Origin of the sequence: Lentibacter algarum (genome assembly GCF_018860975.1) — a bacterium.
GTDB classification, from domain to species: Bacteria; Pseudomonadota; Alphaproteobacteria; order Rhodobacterales; family Rhodobacteraceae; genus Lentibacter; species Lentibacter algarum_A.
This window is the reverse complement of record NZ_JAHKQI010000008.1, coordinates 573554-597549: the sequence shown is the minus strand read 5'-3', so window position 1 is coordinate 597549 and position 23996 is coordinate 573554. Positions and strand designations below refer to the sequence as shown.

Annotated in this window: 28 protein-coding genes and 1 tRNA gene; 17 read left to right on the top strand and 12 right to left on the bottom strand. The window is 55.5% G+C overall.

Annotation, left to right across the window (positions count from 1 at the left end):
- Positions 1–554: ferredoxin--NADP reductase (locus tag KO498_RS12275; protein WP_436835934.1), on the bottom strand; the 554-nt coding region annotated here is incomplete at its 3' end.
- Positions 555–771: 217 nt separating this feature from the next.
- Between KO498_RS12275 and KO498_RS12270 the strand changes: the two genes are divergently transcribed.
- Positions 772–1233: an Lrp/AsnC family transcriptional regulator gene (locus tag KO498_RS12270; protein WP_215960175.1), complete on the top strand. Its 462-nt coding sequence runs from the start codon at positions 772–774 to the stop codon at positions 1231–1233.
- Positions 1234–1349: 116 nt separating this feature from the next.
- Here KO498_RS12270 and KO498_RS12265 read toward each other — a convergent pair whose 3' ends face one another.
- Positions 1350–2516 (bottom strand): cytochrome P450, encoded by a 1167-nt coding sequence (locus KO498_RS12265; RefSeq protein ID WP_215960174.1) that lies wholly within the window; start codon positions 2514–2516, stop codon positions 1350–1352.
- A 59-nt stretch (positions 2517–2575) separates the two neighbouring features.
- Between KO498_RS12265 and KO498_RS12260 the strand changes: the two genes are divergently transcribed.
- The 6 genes from KO498_RS12260 to KO498_RS12235 all read left to right on the top strand — a co-directional run bounded on the left by KO498_RS12260 (position 2576) and on the right by KO498_RS12235 (position 8839).
- Positions 2576–4273: a sensor histidine kinase gene (locus KO498_RS12260; RefSeq protein ID WP_215960173.1), complete on the top strand. Its 1698-nt coding sequence runs from the start codon at positions 2576–2578 to the stop codon at positions 4271–4273.
- Positions 4270–4893: a sigma-54-dependent Fis family transcriptional regulator gene (locus KO498_RS12255; RefSeq protein WP_215960172.1), complete on the top strand. Its 624-nt coding sequence runs from the start codon at positions 4270–4272 to the stop codon at positions 4891–4893. Before KO498_RS12260 ends, KO498_RS12255 begins: the two co-directional genes overlap by 4 nt.
- Positions 4894–4981: 88 nt before the next feature.
- Positions 4982–5452, top strand: coding sequence for a hypothetical protein (locus KO498_RS12250; RefSeq protein ID WP_215960171.1), 471 nt, complete (start codon positions 4982–4984; stop codon positions 5450–5452).
- Between the two features lie 177 nt (positions 5453–5629).
- The gene (locus KO498_RS12245) at positions 5630–6631 is read left to right on the top strand and encodes a DctP family TRAP transporter solute-binding subunit (protein ID WP_215960170.1); all 1002 of its coding nucleotides are present in this window, start codon (positions 5630–5632) and stop codon (positions 6629–6631) included.
- A gap of 85 nt (positions 6632–6716) precedes the next feature.
- A complete protein-coding gene (locus tag KO498_RS12240; RefSeq protein ID WP_215960169.1) occupies positions 6717–7445 on the top strand; it encodes a TRAP transporter small permease in 729 nt (242 codons plus the stop codon).
- Positions 7445–8839, top strand: a complete 1395-nt coding sequence (locus KO498_RS12235) for a TRAP transporter large permease (RefSeq protein ID WP_215960168.1) — start codon at positions 7445–7447, stop codon at positions 8837–8839. Before KO498_RS12240 ends, KO498_RS12235 begins: the two co-directional genes overlap by 1 nt.
- Before the next feature lie 71 nt (positions 8840–8910).
- On the opposite strand, the gene KO498_RS12230 is transcribed toward KO498_RS12235, so the two are convergent.
- The gene (locus KO498_RS12230; protein WP_215960167.1) at positions 8911–10065 is read right to left on the bottom strand and encodes a calcium-binding protein; all 1155 of its coding nucleotides are present in this window, start codon (positions 10063–10065) and stop codon (positions 8911–8913) included.
- A gap of 78 nt (positions 10066–10143) precedes the next feature.
- Positions 10144–10884: a triose-phosphate isomerase gene (gene tpiA, locus KO498_RS12225; RefSeq protein WP_215960166.1), complete on the bottom strand. Its 741-nt coding sequence runs from the start codon at positions 10882–10884 to the stop codon at positions 10144–10146.
- Positions 10885–11013: 129 nt separating this feature from the next.
- On the opposite strand from tpiA, the gene KO498_RS12220 reads away from it, so the two are divergent.
- Both KO498_RS12220 and KO498_RS12215 read left to right on the top strand, forming a co-directional pair.
- A complete protein-coding gene (locus KO498_RS12220) occupies positions 11014–11928 on the top strand; it encodes an isopenicillin N synthase family dioxygenase (protein ID WP_215960165.1) in 915 nt (304 codons plus the stop codon).
- The gene (locus tag KO498_RS12215) at positions 11928–12518 is read left to right on the top strand and encodes a hypothetical protein (protein WP_252731397.1); all 591 of its coding nucleotides are present in this window, start codon (positions 11928–11930) and stop codon (positions 12516–12518) included. The genes KO498_RS12220 and KO498_RS12215 overlap by 1 nt, the downstream gene beginning before the upstream one ends.
- Here KO498_RS12215 and KO498_RS12210 read toward each other — a convergent pair.
- The 3 genes from KO498_RS12210 to KO498_RS12200 are packed head-to-tail and all read right to left on the bottom strand — an operon-like array spanning position 12508 to position 13632.
- Positions 12508–12834: a TfoX/Sxy family protein gene (locus KO498_RS12210; RefSeq protein ID WP_215960164.1), complete on the bottom strand. Its 327-nt coding sequence runs from the start codon at positions 12832–12834 to the stop codon at positions 12508–12510. The genes KO498_RS12215 and KO498_RS12210 overlap by 11 nt on opposite strands.
- Positions 12834–13229 carry a HesB/IscA family protein gene (locus KO498_RS12205; RefSeq protein WP_215960163.1) on the bottom strand — a complete coding sequence of 132 codons (396 nt, stop codon included), beginning with the start codon at positions 13227–13229 and terminating at the stop codon, positions 12834–12836. The genes KO498_RS12210 and KO498_RS12205 overlap by 1 nt, the downstream gene beginning before the upstream one ends.
- Positions 13230–13257: 28 nt before the next feature.
- The gene (locus KO498_RS12200) at positions 13258–13632 is read right to left on the bottom strand and encodes an SUF system Fe-S cluster assembly protein (RefSeq protein ID WP_436835933.1); all 375 of its coding nucleotides are present in this window, start codon (positions 13630–13632) and stop codon (positions 13258–13260) included.
- A 286-nt stretch (positions 13633–13918) separates the two neighbouring features.
- On the opposite strand from KO498_RS12200, the gene lon reads away from it, so the two are divergent.
- Positions 13919–16324 carry an endopeptidase La gene (gene lon, locus KO498_RS12195; RefSeq protein WP_215960162.1) on the top strand — a complete coding sequence of 802 codons (2406 nt, stop codon included), beginning with the start codon at positions 13919–13921 and terminating at the stop codon, positions 16322–16324.
- 68 nt (positions 16325–16392) lie between these two features.
- Here lon and KO498_RS12190 read toward each other — a convergent pair whose 3' ends face one another.
- Positions 16393–16581: a hypothetical protein gene (locus tag KO498_RS12190; RefSeq protein WP_215960161.1), complete on the bottom strand. Its 189-nt coding sequence runs from the start codon at positions 16579–16581 to the stop codon at positions 16393–16395.
- A gap of 176 nt (positions 16582–16757) precedes the next feature.
- Here KO498_RS12190 and KO498_RS12185 point away from each other — a divergent pair, with 176 nt between their 5' ends.
- The 3 genes from KO498_RS12185 to tig all read left to right on the top strand — a co-directional run bounded on the left by KO498_RS12185 (position 16758) and on the right by tig (position 18918).
- A complete protein-coding gene (locus KO498_RS12185) occupies positions 16758–17231 on the top strand; it encodes an HU family DNA-binding protein (RefSeq protein ID WP_215960160.1) in 474 nt (157 codons plus the stop codon).
- Between the two features lie 99 nt (positions 17232–17330).
- Positions 17331–17406 (top strand) — tRNA-Val (locus KO498_RS12180).
- 177 nt (positions 17407–17583) lie between these two features.
- A complete protein-coding gene (gene tig, locus KO498_RS12175; protein WP_215960159.1) occupies positions 17584–18918 on the top strand; it encodes a trigger factor in 1335 nt (444 codons plus the stop codon).
- A 56-nt stretch (positions 18919–18974) separates the two neighbouring features.
- Here the strand turns inward: tig and KO498_RS12170 are convergent, their stop codons facing one another.
- The 4 genes from KO498_RS12170 to rpsF all read right to left on the bottom strand — a co-directional run bounded on the left by KO498_RS12170 (position 18975) and on the right by rpsF (position 20903).
- Positions 18975–19433 (bottom strand): transglycosylase SLT domain-containing protein, encoded by a 459-nt coding sequence (locus KO498_RS12170; RefSeq protein ID WP_252731396.1) that lies wholly within the window; start codon positions 19431–19433, stop codon positions 18975–18977.
- Between the two features lie 201 nt (positions 19434–19634).
- Positions 19635–20285, bottom strand: a complete 651-nt coding sequence (gene rplI, locus KO498_RS12165; RefSeq protein ID WP_215960157.1) for a 50S ribosomal protein L9 — start codon at positions 20283–20285, stop codon at positions 19635–19637.
- Between the two features lie 11 nt (positions 20286–20296).
- Positions 20297–20524: a 30S ribosomal protein S18 gene (gene rpsR, locus KO498_RS12160; protein WP_009805008.1), complete on the bottom strand. Its 228-nt coding sequence runs from the start codon at positions 20522–20524 to the stop codon at positions 20297–20299.
- 25 nt (positions 20525–20549) lie between these two features.
- Entirely contained in the window at positions 20550–20903 is a 354-nt protein-coding gene (gene rpsF / locus KO498_RS12155; RefSeq protein ID WP_215960156.1) for a 30S ribosomal protein S6, read from the bottom strand.
- A 306-nt stretch (positions 20904–21209) separates the two neighbouring features.
- Between rpsF and KO498_RS12150 the strand changes: the two genes are divergently transcribed.
- The 4 genes from KO498_RS12150 to KO498_RS12135 all read left to right on the top strand — a co-directional run bounded on the left by KO498_RS12150 (position 21210) and on the right by KO498_RS12135 (position 23964).
- Positions 21210–21701: a hypothetical protein gene (locus KO498_RS12150; RefSeq protein ID WP_215960155.1), complete on the top strand. Its 492-nt coding sequence runs from the start codon at positions 21210–21212 to the stop codon at positions 21699–21701.
- Between the two features lie 123 nt (positions 21702–21824).
- Entirely contained in the window at positions 21825–22769 is a 945-nt protein-coding gene (gene fabD, locus KO498_RS12145; RefSeq protein WP_215960154.1) for an ACP S-malonyltransferase, read from the top strand.
- Positions 22770–22782: 13 nt separating this feature from the next.
- Positions 22783–23520 (top strand): 3-oxoacyl-[acyl-carrier-protein] reductase, encoded by a 738-nt coding sequence (fabG, locus tag KO498_RS12140; protein ID WP_215960153.1) that lies wholly within the window; start codon positions 22783–22785, stop codon positions 23518–23520.
- Between the two features lie 210 nt (positions 23521–23730).
- Complete coding sequence (locus KO498_RS12135; protein WP_215960152.1) at positions 23731–23964, top strand: acyl carrier protein; 234 nt, start codon at positions 23731–23733, stop codon at positions 23962–23964.
- Positions 23965–23996 lie beyond the last annotated feature (32 nt).

The following is a 23996-nucleotide window of genomic DNA, read 5'->3' as shown; positions in this document are numbered from 1 at the left end:
TCATTGAGCAATTCGTTGCTTTTGAGGCCTTCGATCAGATCGCGCCCATAGGTGAGTTCGCCCACCGTGCGGCAGGTGTGGGTGATGATGATTTCGTCATAATCTTCAAAGGTTTGCGGCTCACGCAGCAGGCTGGCGAAGGGCGCAAAACCGGTGCCTGTGGCAAAAAACCAGAGGCGCTTTCCGGGCAGCAAGGCGTCATGCACCAGCGTGCCAACAGGCTTGGGCCGCAGGATGATCTCGTCCCCTTCTTTGATGTGCTGAAGCTTCGATGTCAGCGGCCCGTCCGGCACTTTGATCGAGTAGAATTCAAGCTCCTCATCCCAGCTCGGGCTGGCGATAGAATAGGCGCGCAAGAGCGGTTTTTGCTTGCCTGTGACAGGGTCGGGATCGCCCATGAGGCCGATCATCACAAACTCGCCGGAGCGAAACCGAAGGCTCGCCGGCCGCGTACAGCGGAACGAAAACAGACGGTCGGTGTAGTGGGTGACACCGGTGATCGTTTGGGTGTTGGGCTGGGTTTTGGGCTGGGCTTTGGATGGCGTGTCGCTCACGGGAAATCTCGCAATTGGAAGTTCGGTCAGACAATAGGCTATGCCGATGCTGCTTAGTAGTCATTGAGATAGATCAGGTGAAGGGGGTTTTTGATGCGGCTCTGAACTTACTGCATTGAGGCTTGCCTGCGGGAAGTGGTTTCGATATTGGCTGAGAAGGGCCGCAAAAGCGGAACAAATGTTCTGACATATTGCTGATTTGTGACTGGAGGCTGCGGTGAACGTAAAACTTGATGAGCTCGATCGTAAGATTTTGGGACAGTTGCAACGCGATGGCGGGCAATCGCTTGACGAGATCGCAAAGCAGGTCGGAAGCTCAAAAACGCCTGTGTGGAACCGCATTCGCAAAATGCGCGAGAGAGGTGTGATCTTACAAACAACTGTGCTTCTGGACGCTGAGTCGCTCGGCCTGGAGGCTTGCTTTTTCGTGCTTATCCGCACCAGCGAGCACGAGGCTGACTGGCAGGAGACGTTTTTGCACAGCCTGCAAGCCCGGCCCGAAGTTATGGAAGCACACAGGCTGGCAGGGGATATTGACTACATTCTCAAGGTGCGCGTTCCCAACGCGCGGGCTTATGATGTGTTCTATCAGGCGCTGATTTCGGAAGTGAAGATTCACAATGTGACGGCGCTACTGTCGATGGAAGAGATCAAATCGACGACAGCATTGCCTCTCTGAGATGATGAGGGGCGCTTCCCCTCAAGTTCCGCAGGTGCATAGCAAGGGCAGCTGTGTAAACTGACAGGGTGTGTTTGCTGCGAGCAGTCGGATGGATATTTAGACCAAGAAAAAGATCAGGTCGATACCATGAGGGTTTTTAGCCCGTGGAAGTGGTAGAGGTTGGCGTATTCTGAGGGCGCGGCGCTGCGCAGGTTCGGGCAGCGTGCGTGGAGCGTTTGTAAGGCTATAAGCAGCTCCAGGCGGGCGAGGGGCGCGCCGACGCAGAAATGTGCACCGCCGCCGAAAGCATGGTTGGTGCTGACGTTGCGGGCCGGATCAAATTTGTCAGCGGTGTCCCACTGCGCGCTGTCGCGGCCCGAAGAGGCGAGGAGCAGCGCGATTTGATCGCCGCGTTTGAAGCTGTGTTCAAACAGGGTGACATCCTCATAGGCGTAGCGCGTGAACATGTGCAGGGGCGGATCATAGCGCAGGATTTCTTCAACGGTTTGGCTGTCGGCGACCAAACCGCCGTGCGAGAGCAGGGTTTTGACGCCGTTGCCAAGTGTGTGCACTGTTGCCTCGTGACCCGCGTTGAGCAGGAGAATGCAGGTTGCGATCAGCTCGTCGGTGCTGAGTTTGGCGCCGTCTTCTTCGGCTGCGATCAGTTCCGAGATCAGATCATCGGCAGGGCTTTGGCGGCGTTTATCAACGTATGAGCGCATGAAGGCGGCAAAGTCGCGCGCTGCCGCGTTGGCGGTCTGTTCGATCTCGGGTGTGCGGCGGGCCTGATAGAGGCTGACCATATCGTTCGACCATTTGAGCAGTTCGGGGGCCATCTCTTCGGGCACGCCGAGGAGACGGCAGATAATGACCACCGGAAGCGGTGTGCAATAGCTTGGCAACAAATCAAACGGAGCATCCTCAGGGAAAGCGTCGATCAGGCTGTGGCAGAGGTGTTCGATCTCGGGGGCGAGCTCTTTAATGCGACGCGAGGTGAAGGCCCGCAGCACCAAGCTGCGCAACCGGGTGTGACGCGGGGCCTCAAGCTCGAGCATCGAATGGCTTTCGAGCGCGTAAAAGTCGGACAGATGCAGCGGCGGCTTTGCACTAAGCTCGGCTGGGCACTCGCGGCCAAAGCGCTTGTCTCTCAGGAAAGCGTGCACAGCTTTGTGGGTTGTGGCGCAGGGCATGTTGAACTCTTCCCAAAAGACGAGATCGCCGCTGGCACGCGCCCTTGCATAGAACGGGTAGGGGTTTTGCACGAAGGCGGGTTCGGTCGGGGATTGGGAAACACTTTGCATTGCAGTGTTGTGAGCGCTTCAAGCTTTCAAGGCAAGGCTGATAGAGCTATGCAGTTGTGATGGAGAGAGGTTTTTGGCAACGTTCGGGCCTTGTGCTCGGTTTCTTGGCCGCCGTTATGGTGTTGAGCTATGGCGTTTATCGCCAAGGGCTTGGACAGGCGATGGCGCAGATCAAAGCGCGTGGGCAATCGGATATAGCGCTGGCAGAAGACAGGCTGACTTCGCGCCTGAGGCGTTATCAGGAGCTGGCGGTCATGATGGCTGACCATCCTGATTTGTCGGCGTTGATACAGGGCGGAGAACGTGACGCGGCGGAGAGCATGCTTCGTGGTGCGGCGGACAAAACCGGTGCGCTGGCGCTTTACTACACTGATTTTCAGGGCCGTGTGCTTGCCGGAACCGATGATGTCGCTGAAGCTGCTGCGCTGCGCGGGCCTTGGGTGACGCGGGCGCGGCAGGGGGCGCTTGGCACCGGACACGGACGGCTGAGCGAAGGCAAGAGGGCCTACTTTTTTGCGGCTCCCTTTTTTAACAAGGCCGGTAAGCCGGAGGCAACGCTTTTGGTTGTTGTTGACATTGACGAGGTCGAGTTCGGTTGGCGCTCGTCGCGACCGGCGGTGTTTTTCACCGATGCTGGCGGCGAGATATTTATCAGCAACCGCTCGGAGTTGCTGTTTGCGACCATCGATGCCGCAGCGCAAAGGGTTCGTTTTGCCAACGGTCGTGAACAACCAATAGAAACCAAGAGCATATTTGGTGAGCCGATTTGGCAGCTTGATTTGGGCCCGTATATAGCCCAACGCGGATTGCACTTGGTGAAGGATCTGCCTGTCATCGGAATGCGCGCCGAAGCACTGGTTGACATTACGCCCGCTGAGCGGCTTGCAGGGTTGCAAGCGGCGGCCTTTGCGGCGGTGTGCGTGGCGTTTGGGGCTATCTTGTTTTTGGTCACTGAACGGCGACGGGCTCTTGTTTTCGCCAACCAGCAACTTGAGGGGCGCGTTGAAGCGCGCACTGCCGAGTTGCGGCGCACACAGGCCGAGCTTGTGCAGGCCGGTAAACTGAGTGCGCTTGGGCAAATGAGTGCGGGTATCAGCCACGAACTGAACCAACCGCTGATGGCCATTCAACAATTTGCCCAAAACGGCCAGAGGTTTTTGCAACGCGGCGACACGGAAACGGCGGGCGAAAACCTGAGCCGGATTGCAGCATTGTCGCAGCGGGCGGGGCGGATCATCAAGAACCTGCGGGCCTTTTCGCGCAACGAACACGAGCCGATGGGCTGTGTTGATTTGGTGCAAGTGCTCAAGACAGCCTGTGAGCTAACCGGCGCAAGGCTCAAAGCTGATGGTGTTACCCTTGACTGGCCCGTTCCCAACGCCCCGGTGTATGTGCTTGGTGGTGAAGTCAGGCTTGAGCAGGTGTTTGTAAACCTGATAAACAACGCGGCTGACGCGATGGGTGCGCAGGTTGGTGAACTGGCGGCTGACAAGAGCATTACCATCGCGATCAGGGGGCAGGAGCGGCTGAAGGTGAGCGTGCGCGACACCGGCCCCGGCATCGCTGACACCGAAAAGATGTTTGACCCGTTTTACACGACCAAGGAGGTTGGCGGTATGGAAGACGGGATGGGCCTGGGGCTATCGATCTCATATGGGTTGGTGCAGAGTTTTGGCGGCAATATCACGGGCCGCAACACAGCCAAGGGCGCAGAGTTTACCGTTGAGCTCGAACGATGGAAGGGAAAAGCCGCATGATACGTCGGGTATTGATCGTGGATGATGACCGCGCCGTGCGCGAGGCTTTGATGCAGACCTTACAGCTGGAAGAGTTGAACCCGTTGAGCGCAGGCTCGTTCGTTGAGGCCAAAGACCACATCACCCGCGAGTTTGACGGTGTGATCTTGAGCGATATGCGCATGCCCGGTCGTGACGGATTTCACTTGCTTGGATATGTGCAGGAGGTTGACCCCGAATTGCCAGTGGTCTTGCTGACGGGCGAGGGCGACATCCCGATGGCAGTGAAGGCCATGGGCGAGGGAGCATTTGACTTTCTGGAGAAACCGAGCGCGTCGGAGGCATTGGTTCGTGTGATCAAACGTGCATTGAAAGCGCGTTGGCTGGTGCTGGAGAACCGGCGATTGACTGCAAAAGTCAGGATAGGTGAAGTTAACCAGTTGATTGCCGGGATAAGCGGTGAAAGAGGGGCAGGCTTGGCGGAACAGATGGCTGATGTTGAAAAGGCGTTACTCGTTTCGGCGATGCAACGCCACCATGGCAAGGCCAGCGCGGCCGCCACGGCGCTCAACCTGCCACGCAAGACGCTTTACGACAAGCTGGCGCGTTATGAGATCAGGCCAGAAGACTTTAGGGATTGAGTTATGGCCACCCTGAGCGCACTGACGGACCTGCAGTGTGAACACAATGGGGCGGCGCGTATTTGGAGGACGGTATGGGGAAGAACCAATGTTGAAACTCATCCGATTTGCGGGATGCCTTGGGCTGGCGATGATGACGGCCTCAGCGAGCAATGCCGGCCCTGACAGATTTTCTGTGTTGTTGGGCAGCAAGCATATTGGCGCGACGGGCTTTAACGAGTTGAACCCCGGGTTGTTTGCGACCTGGGAACGTGAGACCTGGGCTTATTCTTTCGGGGCCTATGTCAACAGCTATGAGCGTGGATCACTGGCCGCAACGGCGCATTACCCGCTGACGCGCTGGAAAAGTGGTGACTTGAGCCTGTTTGGCGGGCTGGCTTGGTACCCTAAGGATGGGCGGCGCTTTAACACGCATATTGCCGGTGATGTTGTCGCGATTGGCGGGCTTCATCTGAGGCAAGGGCACGTTTTTGTGCAATTGGTTCCGATGACCGCGGGCGGCGCGGACGGGCTTTTGAGCTTCGGGCTGACTTGGGAAACGGGTAGTTTTAACCGCTAGGTTTGTGCGGAATTTCGCACATATCAAGCCGCGTCTAGACGTAAGTCCCTGCTTTTATTGGCATTCACTTGAGGCTTGCGTGCATTTGCTCAAAGCACGAGCATAGCCGGCACAGGGCAGCTGATGGCTGCGCTATGTGATTCTACACGCGATACTAAACTCTGGGAGGAGACCAACATGAAATTTATGACAGCAGCGCTTGCCGCTTTGACGATGACTGTTTCCGCGGGTGCCGTTTCGGCGGCCTGTGATGATGGCGAGATCGTCGTCAAGTTCAGCCACGTAACCAACACCGACAAACACCCGAAGGGCATTGCCGCCTCGCTTTTGGAGCAGCGCATCAATGATGAGATGAACGGCAAGATGTGCCTTGAAGTCTTCCCGAACTCGACGCTTTATGATGACAACAAAGTGCTCGAAGCCATGCTTCAGGGTGATGTTCAGCTTGCCGCGCCGAGCCTCTCGAAGTTCGAGAAGTTCACCAAGCAGTTCCGTCTGTTTGACTTGCCGTTCATGTTCAAAGACATCTCTGCCGTGGACACGTTCCAGAACGGCGCCGAAGGCCAGGCAATGCTTGACAGCATGCAAAAGCGCGGCCTTCAGGGGCTTGCTTTCTGGCACAATGGCATGAAGCAGATGAGCGCCAACAAACCGCTGATCGCGCCGACTGACGCCAACGGCCTCAAGTTCCGCGTGCAGGCCTCAGATGTGCTTGTCGCGCAAATGCAAGCGATTGGTGGCTCGCCACAGAAAATGGCCTTTTCTGAAGTTTACGGCGCACTCCAGCAGGGTGTTGTTGACGGGCAAGAGAACACTTGGTCAAACATCTATGGCAAAAAGTTCTTTGAAGTTCAGGACGGGATCACCGAAACCAACCACGGTATCATTGACTACCTCGTTGTGACCAACGTTGATTGGCTGAACTCGCTTGACGCCGACGTGCGCGACCAGTTCATGACCATTCTGTCGGAAGTAACCACGGCCCGCAACGCAGAGTCGACAGCGGTTAACGCTGGCGCGCGCCAAGCTGTGATCGACGCTGGCGGTGTTGTGCGCGAGCTTGATGCAGACCAACGCCAAGCTTGGGTTGATGTTATGAAGCCGGTTTGGGAACAGTTTGCTGACGATGTTGGCCAAGAGAACATCGACGCGGTTCAGAAGATCAACACCGGCATGTAAGCCAAAATGAGGGCGGGCCAATTATACGGCCCGCCCTTTTTACAAGCCACGTTGGGAGGCGTGGGGCTGCAAGGGGGGCAAGCATATGAGCACGACCAGCGCAAATGCGACTTTTACCGACAAAATCGAAGAGACGATACTGGCTTTCATCCTCGGGATGATGACCATGATTACCTTTATCAACGTGATCGTGCGCAAGGCGTTTGCCAATGATCCACCAGCTTTCATCGAGTTTCTCAAGCTTGAGAATATCGGTTTGTGGGGCGGTGAGTTGACGGTGTTTATGTTCGGCTGGCTCGGGCTTTTAGGGGCCTCGTATGCTGTGAAGAAAAACGCGCATTTGGGCGTTGATGCGGTTGTGAACCTTCTGGCTGTGCCCAAGCGGCGTATGTTGGCTTTGGTGTCGATCGTGCTTTGCTTGATCTATGCGTTCTTACTTATGAAAGGCTCATGGGACTACTGGGCCAATTTCGCCAACCTGCCCGCAACCGAGGGCCGTTGGTTCCCGCTCGGGTTTGAGGAAAACTTCCGCGGCAAGGGCTGGTATGAGGTTGAAAGCGTGCCAAACCCGGGCGCCTTCAAGTTTTTGGAAGGCATGTTCAACGATGGCGACGCATACGAAAAGCTGCCGCGTTTGGTGCCGTATCTTGTGCTGCCGTTGTCGATGGCTTTGCTGATTTTCCGTTTTGTGCAGATGGGATTAGCTGTTTGGGCAGGGCGCATTGACCGCATTGTTGCCAGTCACGAAGTCGAGGATGACCTCGATGAAATGCGTGCAGCGCGCGGCGAGATCAAAACCGGGGAGAAAAGCTAATGCAAGTTGCTCTGCTGTTTTTGCTGATTATCGGAATGATGATGATCGGCGTTCCCATCGCGGTGAGCCTCGGTTTGTCGTCGATCCTTTTTTTGCTGGTTTACTCTGACAGCACATTGGCCTCGGTTGCACAGACGTTGTTCGCCGCTTTTGAGGGCCATTCAACGCTGCTGGCGATCCCGTTTTTCATCCTTGCGTCGTCATTTATGTCAACCGGTGGTGTGGCCAAGCGGATCATCCGTTTTTCCATCGCTTGTGTCGGGCATTTGCGCGGCGGTCTCGCGATTGCGGGTGTCTTTGCCTGCATGCTTTTCGCGGCTTTGTCGGGCTCGTCGCCAGCGACGGTTGTGGCCATTGGCTCGATCGTGATCGCGGCAATGACGCAGGCGGGGTATACCAAAGAGTTTGCTGCGGGCGTTATCTGTAACGCGGGCACGCTTGGCATTCTCATTCCGCCTTCGATCGTCATGGTTGTCTATGCGGCGGCAGTTGAAGTGTCTGTTGGTCGTATGTTCCTTGCCGGTGTCATTCCGGGCCTGATGGCTGGCCTCATGCTGATGATTGCGATCTACATTATGGCGCGGATCAAGAACATGCCCAAAGGCGAGTGGCAGGGCTGGCGCGAGATATTTGACAGCTTCCGCGAGGCGGCTTGGGGCCTTGGCCTGATCGTGATCATCATGGTCGGCATCTATGGTGTCCCCGGTGTGACCAAAGCTATTTTCACGCCAACAGAAGCGGCGGCGGTGGCTGCGGTCTATGCCTTCATCATCGCCACATTTGTCTACCGCGACATGGGGCCTTTGAGCACAGAAGAGGGCACACGTAACCTCAGCCTATTGCAAAAGCCTAAGGCGATCATCACGGCGTGGTATGACAAAGACACGCGCCAGACGCTGTTTGAAGCGGGCAAACTCACTGTGACGCTGATGTTTGTGATCGCCAACGCGTTGATCCTCAAGCATGTGCTGACCGATGAGCAAGTGCCGCAGAGTGTCGCCAATGCGATGCTCAATGTGGGCTTCGGGCCGGTGATGTTCCTTGTGGTGGTCAATGTGATCTTGCTCATTGGCGGGCAGTTCATGGAGCCTTCGGGGCTGCTTGTGATCGTAGCACCCTTGGTGTTCCCGATCGCGATAGAACTCGGGATTGACCCAATTCACCTTGGTATCATCATGGTGGTCAACATGGAGATCGGGATGATCACGCCGCCTGTGGGGCTTAACCTGTTTGTCACCTCTGGCGTCGCTGGCATGCCGATGATGGGCGTCGTACGCGCGGCTCTGCCGTTCCTGATGGTGCTCTTTGTGTTCCTGATCATGATCACCTACATACCGGCGCTTTCGACGTTCCTGCCCAATATGATGATGGGGCCGGAGATTATCACCAACTAGCCGTATAGGCACACAAAAAAGGCGGCCCTCGCATATATGAGAGCCGCCCTTTTTGCTTCAGCTGCTTCGCGTTACGCGACTTCGATGGCGCGTGTGCCTGCAGACATAACAAGACCATTCTCTGTTTCTTGTATGCTCAAATCATCAAACTCGATGTCTCCGACCAGCCTGATAACAAAATTCTGGCTGAAGGCCCCATCAGCGTTTTCACCGGAGAGTGTGAACAACAGATCAAAGTTGTCGCTGTCGTCATAACTGGTGGTGCTGACAAAGCTGATGTCTTTGTTGAATGTTTCAACACCGTCTGTGCCCAAGAGCGAGTTGGTGCCCAAATCAAAATTGATTGCGATCACGTCTTCCGTCAAATCGAGATCGGTGATCGTGGCAAACAGGGCAGGTGACGCGCTTGTTGCCGGGTCGATCTCTTCAAAAACACCGCTCAGGACGAAGTTATCTGCGCCTTCGCCGCCCGTAAGCTCAACACCTGTGTCGAGCGCGGGGATTGGGCTTGTGGCAGTCGGCATTGCCTCGGTTGTTTCGCTGTAGGCGAAAGTGAGGTTGTCATCGCCTGCGCCGCCGTCGGCTGTTGCGTTAAGGCCCGTCACGGTGATCGTGTCGTTGCCTTCGTCGCCAGCTGCATTGCCGAGTAACCCGACGCTGATCGTGTCATTGCCCAGGCCACCACTGATCGCGCCGGTTTCGCCACTTTCGCCGCTGCCGCTGCCCGTGAGAACGTCATCGCCGGCGCCTCCGGAAATGTCGGAAACTGTGCCTGTGATGGTGTCGTTACCTTCACCACCTTCAAGTGCAGCGACGCCGTTGCCCTGAAACAAGCTGCCGGTTAACACATCGTCGCCCGCTTCGCCGCGCACGACAGGCGTATCAAGAAGGCCGGCATCAACGGTGTCATCGCCTGCGCCCGCGTTGACCGCAACAGTGCCAGCAGGGGCCGCGGTAAGTGTTGCATCACCGGTGATGAAATCCATGATCGAGGTTTGCGTTAGGCTGTTGTCAGCGTCGTTGCCTTGCACAACAGGCGCACCGCTTGCGTCGGATGCGGCACTGAGCTCTGCGACTGGCTCACCTTCGGTGTCATCATCGGTGTTTTCATCTGTCGGGATAACAGCGTCTGCTTCTGCATCTGACGCGGTGTCGGCTTCTGTGTCATCACGGCCTTCAAACAGTGGAATGAGCATGGCAGCAAAGAGCAACAAAACGGTATTCATAACGATTCCCCTCGGTAAACCAGTAAATTTTAGACAAATCTTCAGGATAAGCCTAGGCGAGGTTACGAAACACTCCGTTCAAGCGCCTTCCAAAGCGTTGATAATCGGCGAGAAATCGGCTGCTTTGAGGGAGGCTCCGCCAACCAGCGCGCCGTCTACGTCGGGCACTTGAAAAATTTCAGCGGCGTTGTCAGGCTTGACGGAACCGCCGTAAAGGATGCGCACACCGCGGCCGACACCTGCGCCAAAGCGGCGCTCAAGACGGGCGCGAATGAAGCCATGCACCTCGCCGATCTGTGCGAGGCTGGGCACAAGGCCTGTGCCAATCGCCCAGATGGGTTCATAGGCGATCACAAGATTTTCAGCCGTTGCGTTGTCAGGAACCGAGCCTGCGAGCTGCCCGCCGATGATATCAAGAGTGTTTTGCGCCTCGCGTTGGGCAAGACTTTCGCCCATACAAACGATGGCCATAAGCCCCGCTTGTTGCGCTGCGCGGGCTTTGGCGCGCACGATATCGGAGTGCTCGTCATAACTTTCGCGGCGCTCGGAATGCCCGACGATCACCGCCTTTGCGCCGACGTCACGTAACATTTCAGCCGATACGTCGCCTGTGTGGGCGCCAGAGGCGTTGGCGTGACAATCCTGCGCTCCAATGTCGAAGGGGCATTGGCGTGCCGCCGTTGCGAGCAAGGTCACTGGCGGGCAAATCAACACGTCAACAGCGGGTTTCGGATGTGCCTCTGCCAAGGCTTCAAGCTCGGTGAGTTGCCCCGAGAGGCCATTCATCTTCCAGTTTCCGGCGGCAAGTTTGCGGCGCATTCAGCGTCTCCTTCTGGTGTTGTCTCTGGAGTATCAGGAAGTCGCGGCGGGGCCAATAACTTCGTGGCCTACTTGCAAGCTTGCAAGGTTGCGTTAGAAAGGCGAACAGCAAGTTTGGGAGGGTGTTTGGTGATCGAGAAACTGGATTTTGCGGCGCTTACTTCGGGCGACGTAACAGCCCGCGAAGTTTTGCGGCGCGGTGTGCTCGAAACGGGCTTTTTGCAAGTTGTGAATACTTCTGTGGATAAGCCTGAAATTGACGCTATTATAAGTGCTTACAGGTCATTCTTTAAGTTGCCCGTTGAAAGCAAACAACAAGTCAATATGGCACTTACCGGTTCGAATCGTGGCTGGGGGGCTGGCGGTTCCGAGCGGGTCGATCCTAAGGCCAACCCCGACTATAAGGAAGTGTTTGACTGTGGCTACCAACTGCCAGATGGCGATGCGCTGAGCGACAGCGGATTACTGGTTTATGGCGAGAATCTTTGGCCGGAAATGCCGGTGGGTTTCGCGCAGACTGTGCAGGATTACTACGGCAAAGCGATCAGCTTATGCCGCGAGATTCTGGCGGAAATTGCTGGCATCATTGGCCGTGACGCGACCTTCTTTGATGACAAGTTCAGCAGCCCGATGGCACTTTTGCGCGGCAATTACTATCCAGCAAGGCCTGACTGGGCGGGCGATAAAGACTTCGGCATTGCCGCGCATTCCGACTACGGCTGCCTTACTTTACTAACTGGCGACGGCACAGCGGGCCTTGAGGTGAAGGCCGCGAACGGAGAATGGCATGCTGTTGAGGTGCGGCCCGGTGAATTTGTGATCAACTTCGGTGAAATGTTGCAAATGTGGTCGGGCGGGGCAGTAAAGGCGACTTTACATCGCGTTGTCGGAACCGGCGACGAGCGTATTTCGGTGCCGATGTTCTTCAACCCGAACTACGACACCGATGTCTCGGCTGAGGGGCAAGCGCCCGTGTCGGCGGGAGATTACCTGACCAAGCGCTATGACGAGACTTACTTGCATTTGCAAAAGGGGAAGGGCTGATGTCGGTTGGCTTCCTCCACACGGCGGAGGTGCATATCGCGACGTTTGAGGCCTTGTTGCCGGAGCTGGAACTTGAACATATTGTGCGCCCTGAGTTGCTTGAGCAGGCCCGGAAGTTGGGCGTTGAGGCTGTGCGCGACAACGTGACGGCGGAACTATCGCAGCTGATGGAAAAACATGATGCGGTGATGTGCACCTGCTCGACGTTGGGGGCGCTGGTAAAGGCTCCGGTTTTACGCGTGGATACGCCTGCCATGCAAGCCGCCGCTGAGGCCGTGACCGGGCAGGTTTTGCTGGCGATTTGTCTTGAGAGCACGCGGAGTGCAACGCTTGCATTGTTTGATAGACTTGCCGGAAACGGGCGGGGGAAAGTGCTCTTGTGCGAGGCCGCGTGGGAGCGGTTTGAGGCGGGGGATATGCAGGGATATGCGGCAGAAATTGCCCGCACAGTAGAGGCGGAAAGCGGCTTTGATGCGGTGGTGTTGGCACAGGCTTCAATGGCTGTAGCCGCGCCTTTGCTTGAGGCCAAGGGCTTGCGCGTGTTTACGACGCCAAGCGAGGCGGCGAAGGTGTTGCGCGCTAAAGCCTAGCCAGAGCGGCGCGGGCGAGGGTGCAAGCTTCCTCTGGATCATCGAGCGCACTTTCAGGCAACGTCCAATACGGCATTTTCACTTCTTTGCCGCTATCTTTCTTTTGATATGACCAGCGCGTGCTGCCAAGGGCTTCCAGCTCTTCGCCGTAGCCATCGGCGCCTTTAAGATACAACTGTCCGGAGGAGTGCAGCAGGGCAAACACAGTGCCTTCATGGTAGATCGCGAGGCCACCCATCATCTTTCGGGTGCTGAGGCCGCCGAGATCCGCGAACATGTCTTTGATTTGCTCAATTTGCTCGTCAGATACGGCCATTATGCGTTGTTGTCCGGCAGTTTCAGCTCGGGTAGGGCGAGTTCGTCAACGCCTTTGAACTTGATTGATTCACCACAACCACAAGCGTCTTCAACGTTGGGGTTGTTGAACTTGAAGCCGCTTTCAAGCAGCGAGACTTCATAGTCCACTTCAGTGCCAAACAAGAACATCTGCGCCATTGGAGCGATCATGATGCGAGCGCCGTTTTCCTCGACGAGTTCGTCATGTTCGGCGACTTCATCGACGTAATCCATCGTGTATTCCATCCCCGCGCATCCGCCTTTCTTGACGCCAATCCGCAAGCCCTTATGGCCTTTAGCAGCCATCAGCTTGCATATCTGTGCGGCGGCGGCTTCTGTCATGGTGACAGCTTGCTTTCCGGGAATGCCAAACATGAGTTTCGTCCTTTAGTAGTCTGTTATATTACATAAAACCGAGTTCAAGGCGTGCTTCATCGGACATCATGTCCATGCCCCAAGGCGGTGACCAGACGAGCTCGACATCGACACTTTTGACGCCAGCTATCGGTTCGATTGCTTCCGCGACCCACCCTGGCATTTCTCCGGCAACAGGGCAGCCCGGTGCGGTGAGCGACATAGCAACCGAAACATCGTTCTGATCATTGATCTCGATGGTATAGATTAACCCGAGATCATAGATATTCACTGGAATTTCAGGGTCATAGACCGTGCGGCAGGCTTCAACCATCTGCTCATAAAGCGGATGCTCTGTGCTTGAAGGGGGGATCAGCGGTGTGCCCTCGATGGGGCCGGTGCTTGGATTGCTCATATCAGTCATGTCGGATGCTTTCTGGTATTCCTTAGCAAATATATAGGGATTTGACTTGGCCACGTAAAGGGCCGCCGAAAACTGACTTTGTCAACAAACACCACTCAGTTAAGGTATTATCGCCAAACGAACACATTTGCAGCTTGCCCAAAGCCGCCAGCACAGGCATTTTAGCGAAAACACAGGTTGAAAGAGGCGCAGGCAAAGCCCAAGTTAACCTTCTATAAACGCGGAAGGCCTTGGAGCTGCCTCATATGAGGGGCGCGAGGCTTTGCCCAAATACAGGATATAGAGCATGCAAGAGCAACTCAACGCATCATACCCAGTGCTTCCTTTGCGCGATATCGTGGTTTTCCCACATATGATCGTGCCGCTGTTTGTCGGACGAGAAAAGTCTGTCAGGGCGCTGGAAGAAGTGATGAATGACGGCAAACAGATTTTGTTGTCAGCGCAGATTGACCCGGGAGAAGATGACCCCGACACGGACGGTATCTACACGACTGGCGTTCTGGCCAATGTCTTGCAGCTTTTGAAGCTGCCTGATGGTACAGTTAAAGTGCTTGTGGAGGGCGTGCAGCGCGTTGTTATCACAGGGTTTCTTGACAATCCGGAGTTTTTTGAAGCCAGCGCCGAGCAGCTTGATGAAATACTGGGCGATGAAACCACAGTAGAAGCTTTGTTGCGCTCTGTCGGCAACGAGTTCGAGCGCTACGCGAAAGTGCGCAAGAACATTCCCGAGGAAGCGCTTACGGCGGTTGGCGAGGCGCAAGAGCCCGAAAAGCTGGCTGACTTGGTTGCCGGACACCTTGGTGTTGAAGTTGACCAGAAGCAGGAGCTTTTGCAGACGCTTGATGTAAGCGAGCGTCTTGAGAAGGTCTTTGGCCTGATGCAGGGCGAGATGAGCGTTCTGAGTGTCGAGAAGAAGATCAAAACCCGCGTCAAAACCCAGATGGAACGCACGCAACGTGAGTATTATCTCAACGAGCAAATGAAAGCGATCCAGAAGGAGCTTGGCGACGGCGAAGAGGGCGAGGGCGAGCTGGCTGAGCTTGAAGCGAAAGTAGCTGCGACCAAGCTGTCAAAAGAGGCCAAGGAAAAGGCCGAAGCCGAGCTGAAGAAGCTCAAGAACATGAGCCCGATGTCGGCCGAGGCGACTGTTGTGCGCAACTACCTTGACTGGATGTTGAGCATCCCTTGGGGCGTGAAAAGCCGTGTAAAGAAAGACCTTGGCCGCGCTGAAGCGATCTTGGACGGTGATCACTACGGGCTTGAAAAGGTTAAGGAACGCATTGTCGAATATCTTGCGGTGCAGCAACGCTCCAAAAAGCTTAAAGGCCCGATCATGTGCCTTGTTGGCCCTCCCGGTGTTGGTAAGACCAGCCTCGGCAAGTCGGTTGCCAAGGCGACGGGGCGTGAGTTCATTCGCATCTCGCTCGGTGGTGTGCGTGACGAGAGCGAAATTCGCGGTCACCGCCGTACTTACATCGGCTCGATGCCGGGTAAGATTATCCAGGCGCTGAAAAAGGCCAAGACAACCAACCCGCTGATCTTGCTCGATGAAATCGACAAGATGGGGCAGGACTTCCGTGGTGATCCGGCGAGCGCGATGCTTGAAGTGCTTGACCCAGAGCAAAATAGCTCCTTCGTTGATCACTATCTCGAGGTTGAATACGACCTGAGCAATGTCATGTTTTTGACCACGTCAAACAGCTACAACATGCCAGGGCCTTTGCTTGACCGCATGGAGATCATTCCTCTGTCGGGCTACACGGAAGACGAAAAGCGGGAGATTGCCAAGCAGCATCTTGTTGAAAAGCAAGTGAAAAACCACGGCTTGAAGCCCAAGGAGTTTTCGCTGGCGGACGAAGCGCTGACAGATATGGTGCGTTACTACACCCGCGAGGCTGGTGTGCGGAACCTTGAGCGTGAGATCGCCAAGGTTGCGCGTAAGGCTGTGACGATGATCGTTAAGGGCGAGGCTGACAGCGTGTCGGTATCAAGCGACAACCTTGATGACTTCCTCGGGGTGCGCAAGTTCCGCTATGGCCTTGCTGAAGAGCAAGACCAAGTTGGCGTTGTCACGGGGCTGGCTTATACCAGCGTTGGCGGGGAACTGCTTAACATCGAAGCGCTGCGCCTGCCAGGCAAGGGCCGGATGAAGACCACAGGCAAACTTGGTGATGTTATGAAAGAAAGCATCGAAGCGGCGAGCTCTTATGTGCGCTCTATTGCGCCAGAGATCGGGGTGAAGCCGCCGAAGTTTGACAAGTGGGACATCCACGTTCACGTGCCAGACGGTGCGACGCCGAAAGACGGGCCAAGTGCCGGTTTGGCGATGGTCACTTCGATCGTCTCGGTGCTCACTGGCATTCCGGTGCGCAAGGATATCGCGATGACGGGGGAGGTTTCCCTGCGCGGCAATGCGATGCCGATCGGTGGCCTCAAAGAGAAGCTGTTGGCTGCATTGCGGGGGGGCATCAAGACAGTGCTCATTCCGGAAGAGAACGAGAAAGACCTCGTGGATATTCCTGACAATGTGAAGGAAGGGTTGAAGATCATCCCTGTGACACATGTGAGCGAAGTCTTGAAACTGGCCCTCAGCGAAGCGCCCGAGCCGATCGAATGGGATGAAGCCGCGGAAGAAGCCGCCGCTGCGGCCCGTCTTGCCAATGATCGTAGCGAAGGCGCTACTGCGCACTAACTTAAGCCGTTTTGAATTGAGAACGCCGCCCCGAAAGAGGCGGCGTTTTTGCTTGGTGGACTATCTAATTAGTCGAGAATTGGGATCACAAGCGTGAGTGCAAGTAACGCAACAAGCGCTGAGCCTGATGATGAGGAAGCTGCTGCATCCGCCACAATGATGTCTTGCTCGACGACCGGATCGGCAAGGCCGCCTGCGAAGGACGTGCTGGCTGTGAGCGACGCTGCAAATGCCGTTGCAATGAGAATTTTGTTCATGTCTATGATATCCCCCAAAGATTGCTAGAATTGTGGCAAAATTCATAGCTGCCTTTGGGCGGCAAGGGAAGCAATTTTGCCTGATTGTGCCAGCATAACGTCGATATCGTCACTGGATTTGCTCTATAGAAAGCGTTATGCTTCCTTCAAAACAACAACATATTGAGGGACGGATAATGGCAGCAGCACCGAAGAAGTCAAAAACAACCGGCGTAAAGAAGGCCGCGGCACCAGCGAAACCAGCGCGGAAAGCGGCCAAAAAGGCGGCTCCGAAGACACCCGAAACAGTGGCGCCGGCGCCTTTGTCAGCCCCGAGCCCCATTGCCAAGGCTGCTGAAGTCGAGCCGGTCATTGTGACAAGCAATGCTCCGTCGGTTGGTATGATCGAGATGCGCAAAGAGCAATTGCTTGATGAAGTTGCCGAGCGCACGGGGGCCAAGCGAAAAGACGTCAAACCAGTTGTCGAGGCTGTTTTGGAAGTTATGGGGAGAGCCATTGGCGATGGCCAGGAGTTGAACTTGAAGCCATTTGGCAAAGTCAAAATTGCCCGCACCAAACAAGTTGCGAACGGCCGTGTTATCAACATCCGGTTGCGTCAATCGGATATGGTGATCAAAGAGCTCGAAGGTGACAAACAAGCCGCTGAATAGGATCGCCGAGCCGTCGGAGGAAGTTTTTTTGCTCAAAGCGCGATTTTCGCAATAATCGCGCTTGCAAGACCTCGCCGTGCTCGCTAAATACCGCCGCACGGGTCGTTAGCTCAGTTGGTAGAGCGCTTCGTTTACACCGAAGATGTCGGGAGTTCGAGCCTCTCACGACCCACCATTTTTTCACAAATCGTTGTCTTGGCAGTGCGCAGGACGAATTTGTTTCGTTCGGGGGTCGATTCCGCCTGAAATCTCCTTGCATACTTGCCCTAGCAACCCTAGAAGAGCGCTTGATTTAGCTGGTGCAGGTTGCACCGGACCTTGACGTAATGCCGATATGCAAAAGGATGGACTCATGCAGGTCACCGAGACATTGAACGAAGGCCTCAAGCGCGCCTATAACATCACCCTCACAGCTGCCGAGCTTGACTCAAAAGTTGATGAGAAGCTGATTGAAGCGCAGCCTGACGTAGAGATGAAGGGCTTTCGCAAGGGTAAAGTCCCTATGGCGCTGCTCAAAAAGCAGTTTGGCCAAAAGGTCATGGGCGAAGCCATGCAAGAGGCCATCGACGGTGCGATGTCAGACCACTTCGAAGCTTCGGGTGACCGCCCTGCGATGCAGCCAAAAGTTGAAATGATTGACGGTGACAAGTGGAAAGAGGGCGACGACGTTAAGATCGAGATGTCTTACGAAGCGCTGCCAGAAATTCCTGAAGTTGATTTCAAAAAAATCAAGCTTGAGCGTATGGTCGTGAAAGCCGGCGACGACGAGATCGAAGAGGCGCTGAAGTCACTTGCCGAAACCGCGCAAGACTTTGAGCCGCGCAAGAAGGGTTCAAAAGCCAAAGATGGTGACCAGGTTGTGATCGACTTCCTCGGTAAAGTAGACGGCGAAGCCTTTGAGGGCGGCGCAGCAGAAGATTACCCGCTGGTGCTCGGTTCAAACAGCTTCATTCCGGGCTTTGAAGAGCAGCTCGTTGGTGTAAAAGCCGGCGACGAAAAGAACGTTGAAGTGAGCTTCCCTGACGAATACCAGGCCGAAGCTCTGGCAGGCAAAGCCGCCGTGTTCGAGTGCAAAATCAAGGAAGTTAAGGAACCAAAAGCGGCCGAGCTGAACGATGAGCTGGCTGTTAAGTTTGGTGCCGAAGATCTTGCTGGCCTGAAGGGCCAGATTGGTGAGCGCCTTGAAGCCGAGTATGCCGGTGCGTCACGCGCGGTGATGAAGCGCGCGCTGTTGGATGCTCTGGACAAGCAGGTTTCGTTCGAGCTGCCACCATCGCTGCTGGAAGCTGAAGCTGGCCAGATTGCGCACCAGCTGTGGCATGAGGAAAACCCTGACGTTGAGGGCCATGATCACCCTGAGATCGAAACGACTGCAGAGCACACAAAACTTGCCGAGCGTCGCGTGCGTTTAGGCCTTCTGCTCGCCGAGATGGGGCAGAAAGCTGAAATTGAAGTATCAGACGCCGAGATGACCCAAGCTATCATGAACCAAGCGCGCCAATACCCCGGCCAAGAACGTCAGTTCTTTGAATTTGTTCAGCAAAACCAGCAAATGCAGCAGCAGCTTCGCGCGCCGTTGTTCGAAGATAAGGTTGTTGATCAGGCATTTGAACAGTCGACTGTGAAAGACAAAGAAGTCTCGAAAGACGATTTGCAAAAAGCCGTGGAAGCGCTCGAAGACGAGTAAGGCTTTCGGCTTTAGAGAAACGAAAGGCCGCTCCTTTGGGGGCGGCCTTTTTCGTTTTAAGCGGGGCGCAGGCCTGTTTCGACGAGCATGCCACGGCGTTTGGCTTCAAAGTAGTAGCCCCGTGCATACCAGCTGATGGCGGTGTCGATGTCTCCATCAGACAAGAGCCATGCGCCGCGCAGATACTTGCCCGCGTATTTGAGGTTGGTTTCTGCATCTAGCAGGTCATTGGCCGTGCCGCTGTGCCCCATGCTGCGTGCAGTTGCAGGGAGGATTTGTAGCAAGCCATAGTAAGGGCCGTTGCGGGCCCAAGGACGGTGCGTGCTTTCGCGGATCGCGAGCTTATGGAGCAGGGGACGCGGGAGTTCGTAGAGATCGGCGTATTTGTTGATTAGCGCACGCAGTTCCGGTGTTTCGTTCGGGTAGAGAGGCGGCTCGTTTGACGCGGGTGTCGCAGGTTGGTGAGCGGGCTGGTTGTTCCCGCAGGCCGATACAAGGGAGGCGGCTGCAAGCATGAGAAGGAGTGTTCGGCGGTTCGGAGACATGGTACGGCCTATCGTTGTTGATGCCTGTGATCTAGCCGCAAACAGGCTTGTCTTGCCAGAGGGCGCTTGTGTTTGCGCGTGAACATGCCGATTTTTGCCCCGCATCGGGCGGCACAAAAAAACCGCGCCAGACGGGCTGGCGCGGTTTGAATTGTAGCAGAGTAGGCTGGCTTAGCTTTTCTCTGTCGTGTCTTCAGCTTCAACATCTGCTTCGTCAGTTTCGACTTCAACACCGGCCGCTTCGGCAAGGTCTTCATCGTCTGATGCGGCAGCGCCGATATCGTCGAACAATTCAGCAATCTCGAACTCGGCTTCAGCTTCAGCTTCGGCTGCGAGTTCCTGGATCGACTTGCCCGAGGCTTGCAATTCGGCTTCTTCAGTCGAACGGGCCACGTTGATTTCGATTGTTGCTGAAACTTCAGGGTGAAGGCGCACAAACATGTTGTGAACACCGAGATCTTTGATCGGCGCTTCAACAGATACTTGCTTGCGATCAACTGTGAAACCTTCTGCGGTGGCAGCTTCGGCGGCGTCACGTGGTGTGACTGAGCCGTAAAGCGAACCCGCGTCAGAAGCTTGGCGAATCACGATGAACTGCTGGCCATCGAGGCGAGCGGCCATGTCTTCGGCTTCTTTTTTGGTTTCAAGGTTGTTGGCTTCAAGCTGGGCTTTCTGCGCTTCGAAGTTGGCGATATTCGCATCTGACGCTGTCAGGGCTTTCTTCTGTGGCAGAAGGAAGTTGCGGGCATGACCCGGCTTCACATCTACAACATCGCCCATTTGGCCGAGCTTTGCGACGCGCTCAAGAAGGATAACTTTCATGTCTGTTCTCCTTACTTAACGGCGTATGGCAGAAGCGCGAGGAAGCGGGCGCGTTTGATCGCGCGGGCAAGCTCACGTTGCTTCTTGGCCGAAACAGCGGTGATACGGGAAGGCACGATTTTGCCACGCTCAGAGATGTAGCGTTGCAGAAGCTTCGTGTCTTTATAGTCGATCTTTGGTGCGTTCTCGCCTGAGAACGGGCAGACCTTACGACGGCGGAAAAATGGTTTTGCAGCCATGGTTTAGTGTCCTTTCTTCAGGTGATTAGCGACGTTCACGGCGCTCGGAGCGCTCTTCGCGTTTTTGCATTTGAACCGATGGGCCTTCAGCGTGCTCGTCGACTTTGATGGTCAGGATACGCATCACATCTTCGTGCAGGCGCATGAGGCGTTCCATTTCCTGAATCGCCGCTGCCGGAGCATCGGTGCGCAGGAAGGCGTAGTGGCCCTTGCGGTTCTTGTTGATTTTGTAGGCCATCGTTTTGATGCCCCAGTATTCGTGTTCAACGAGCTTACCGCCGTTGTCCGCGAGGACTGTGCCAAAATGTTCGATGAGGCTCTCTGCTTGCGTGTTGGACAAGTCCTGACGCGAGATAAATACATGCTCATAGAGCGGCATGTGCTGTTCCTTTTTCAAGCGCATTTCATAGGAGGGTCATCCTTCTGCGACCCATCCACGAGAGCTGCGCGGTTCAAACGTAACTGCAGAAGGAAGCTGGCACATACGACGGTTTTTGCGTCCGCGCAAGCGCAAGTTGCGGGCGTAAGTCGAGCTAGGCTTTAGTGCAGATACTCATGGGCTGCCACATTCAGGCCTTAAAGTGGCGAATCTGCCTTTATCTATCCTTTTTTGGTCAAAGTTTTGTCGAACTAGAACAGCAAATTCAAAGAAATCGACTTAAAACAAGACCACTCGGAGAGAGCCATGTTCAACGTTGCAACAAGTGTCCACGTCCCTGAAAACGCAGTTGAGAAGTATTCAGTGGAGGCCCTTCCGCCGACGCGCTTGTTCAACGTTTTTGCAGGCGCGGTATTGCTGTTGGCGGCCTTGGGCCTTTGGGCGATGCCCGGAGCAGTTTGGGACAACGGCTTGATGCTATTCAAGTTGATGATCACCATCGCACTTATGGCGTCGGGTTTTGCAATGATCGCGCCAGTACGCCGTCGCATTCCGGAAGTTAACCTTGATCCGCGCTCCGAGCGCCTTGAAGTTGTTGTGCGCAACGAGTTTGGCCGTGTCGTTCGCTCGCAGGTGTATGAGTATAAAGACCTGAGCGAAATCGACGTTCGTGGCGGAGTGTTTATTGCCCGCGATCATCAGGGTCGCAGTGTTGTCGAGCTTCCGCTTGGCAAACGGGCCCGCGAGATGGACAGCCTGCGCTCGGCGCTCGGCCCAAGCTTTGCGCGCACTGGCTGAGCTCGAACATCAACAAACTCTCCAAAGAGCCGGTGCCCAGCGTGCCGGCTTTTTCATGTCTAGCGCATTGCGCGTGGCGGGGCTTCGGGCTATTTCACTTAAAAGGCAAGTGGAGGGTCTTAAGTGAGCAGAGCATTCGTATTCCCCGGGCAGGGCGCACAAGCGGTCGGTATGGGCAAAGCCCTAGCAGAGGCCTATCCCGAGGCCAAAGCCGTGTTTGATGAAGTTGACGAGGCCTTGGGCGAAAACCTGAGCGCGTTGATCTGGGAGGGCGACATTGCTGACCTAACCCTTACACAGAACGCCCAACCCGCGCTTATGGCCACGTCCTTGGCCGCGATGCGGGCTCTTGCCGCTGAGGGCATTGATGTGTCTGCCGCTTCATTGGTTGCAGGGCATTCGCTTGGAGAATATTCGGCCTTGGCCGCGGCGGGGGCGATCAGCGTGGCTGACACCGCGCGCTTGCTTCGAACGCGTGGCAAAGCCATGCAAGACGCCGTGCCTGTCGGTGTTGGCGCGATGGCAGCTCTTTTAGGCTTGGACTTTCAAACAGCTAAAGACGTGGCCGCAGCCGCTGCGGAGGGCGATGTCTGCCAAGCCGCGAATGACAACGACCCAAGTCAGGTCGTCGTTTCTGGGCACAAAGCTGCGGTTGAACGCGCTGTCGTGTTGGCAAAGGAAGCCGGTGCCAAACGGGCGATGCTCTTGCCTGTGAGTGCGCCGTTTCATTGCGAACTGATGGCGCCGGCCGCTGAAGTTATGGCGGCGGCGCTTGGGCAGGTTGAGATCAACAAACCTGCTGTGCCTTTGGTCGCCAACGTGCTGGCCGAAGCTGTAAACGACCCGACGACAATTCGCTCGCTGCTGGTAGATCAGATCACCGGCTCGGTGCGCTGGAGAGAGAGCGTGCTCTATATGGGCGCTGAGCGTGGTATCACCGAGATCTGGGAAATAGGCGCCGGAAAAGCACTGTCCGGCATGGTGCGACGGATTAACAAAGAGATCAGCTGCCGCAATCTGGGCACACCAGATGATATCACAGCCGCTGTAGAAGCGCTGAACGAATAAGAAGGACTTATAAATGTTTGATCTAACAGGAAAATCTGCACTGGTTACTGGCGCTTCTGGCGGCATTGGCGGCGAGATAGCCAAGGTGTTGCACGCCGCTGGCGCGACTGTAGGCCTTTCAGGCACACGCGAAGAGCCGCTTAAGGCATTGGCTTCCGAGCTAGGTGAACGCGCGCATGTGTTGCCGTGCAACCTGAGCGACGCAGAGGCTGTTGATGCGCTGCCCAAACAGGCAATTGAAGCTATGGGCGCGGTTGATATCCTTGTTAACAACGCGGGTATCACGCGTGATCAGATATTTATGCGAATGTCTGACGAGGAATGGCAGAGCGTGATTGACGTCAACCTGACCTCGACCATGCGGCTATGTCGTGGCGTTATGCGCCCGATGATGAAGGCGCGGTGGGGCAGGATCATCAACATCAGCTCGATTGTTGGCTCAACAGGCAACCCCGGACAAGCAAACTATGCCGCTTCAAAGGCTGGTATGGTCGGGCTGACAAAGTCGATCGCTTATGAGGTTGCCAGCCGTGGCATCACCTCGAATGCCGTTGCGCCCGGCTTTATTGCGACGCCGATGACCGACAAGTTGACGGACGACCAGAAAACCAAGATCAACGGGCAAATCCCTGCTGCGCGCATGGGCACACCGAAAGAAATTGCGGGTGCTGTGCTGTATCTCGCCAGTGATGAGGCCGGTTATACAACAGGGGCGACCTTGCATGTAAACGGTGGTATGGCCATGTTATGATTGCCATCACGCAAAACGTGTGAAAGCATTTGCCTTGAGCGCACCATGTGCTATAGGCCACGCAGTTTCTCGGTTTTACACTTTTGTGTGAGGCAGAGCCTTTCCAGTCCGGAGGGGAACCGTCCTGAGTTAGGGCAACATAAACCGCCAGCCTTTCGGGGCAAAGGCAAAGACAGGGTTCGCAAGAGCCTGAAGTATAAGGATAGAGACATGAGCGACGTCGCAGACCGCGTAAAGAAAATCGTTGTTGAGCACCTTGGTGTTGAAGAAGACAAAGTTGCTGAAAACGCATCTTTCATTGACGATCTTGGCGCCGACAGCCTCGACACAGTCGAGCTGGTTATGGCTTTTGAAGAAGAGTTCGGGATCGAAATTCCGGACGACGCAGCCGAAACCATCCAAACATTCGGCGACGCCGTGAAATTCATCACTGAAGCGGCCTAAGCCTTTTCTTTGAATTTACATGAGAACGGCCT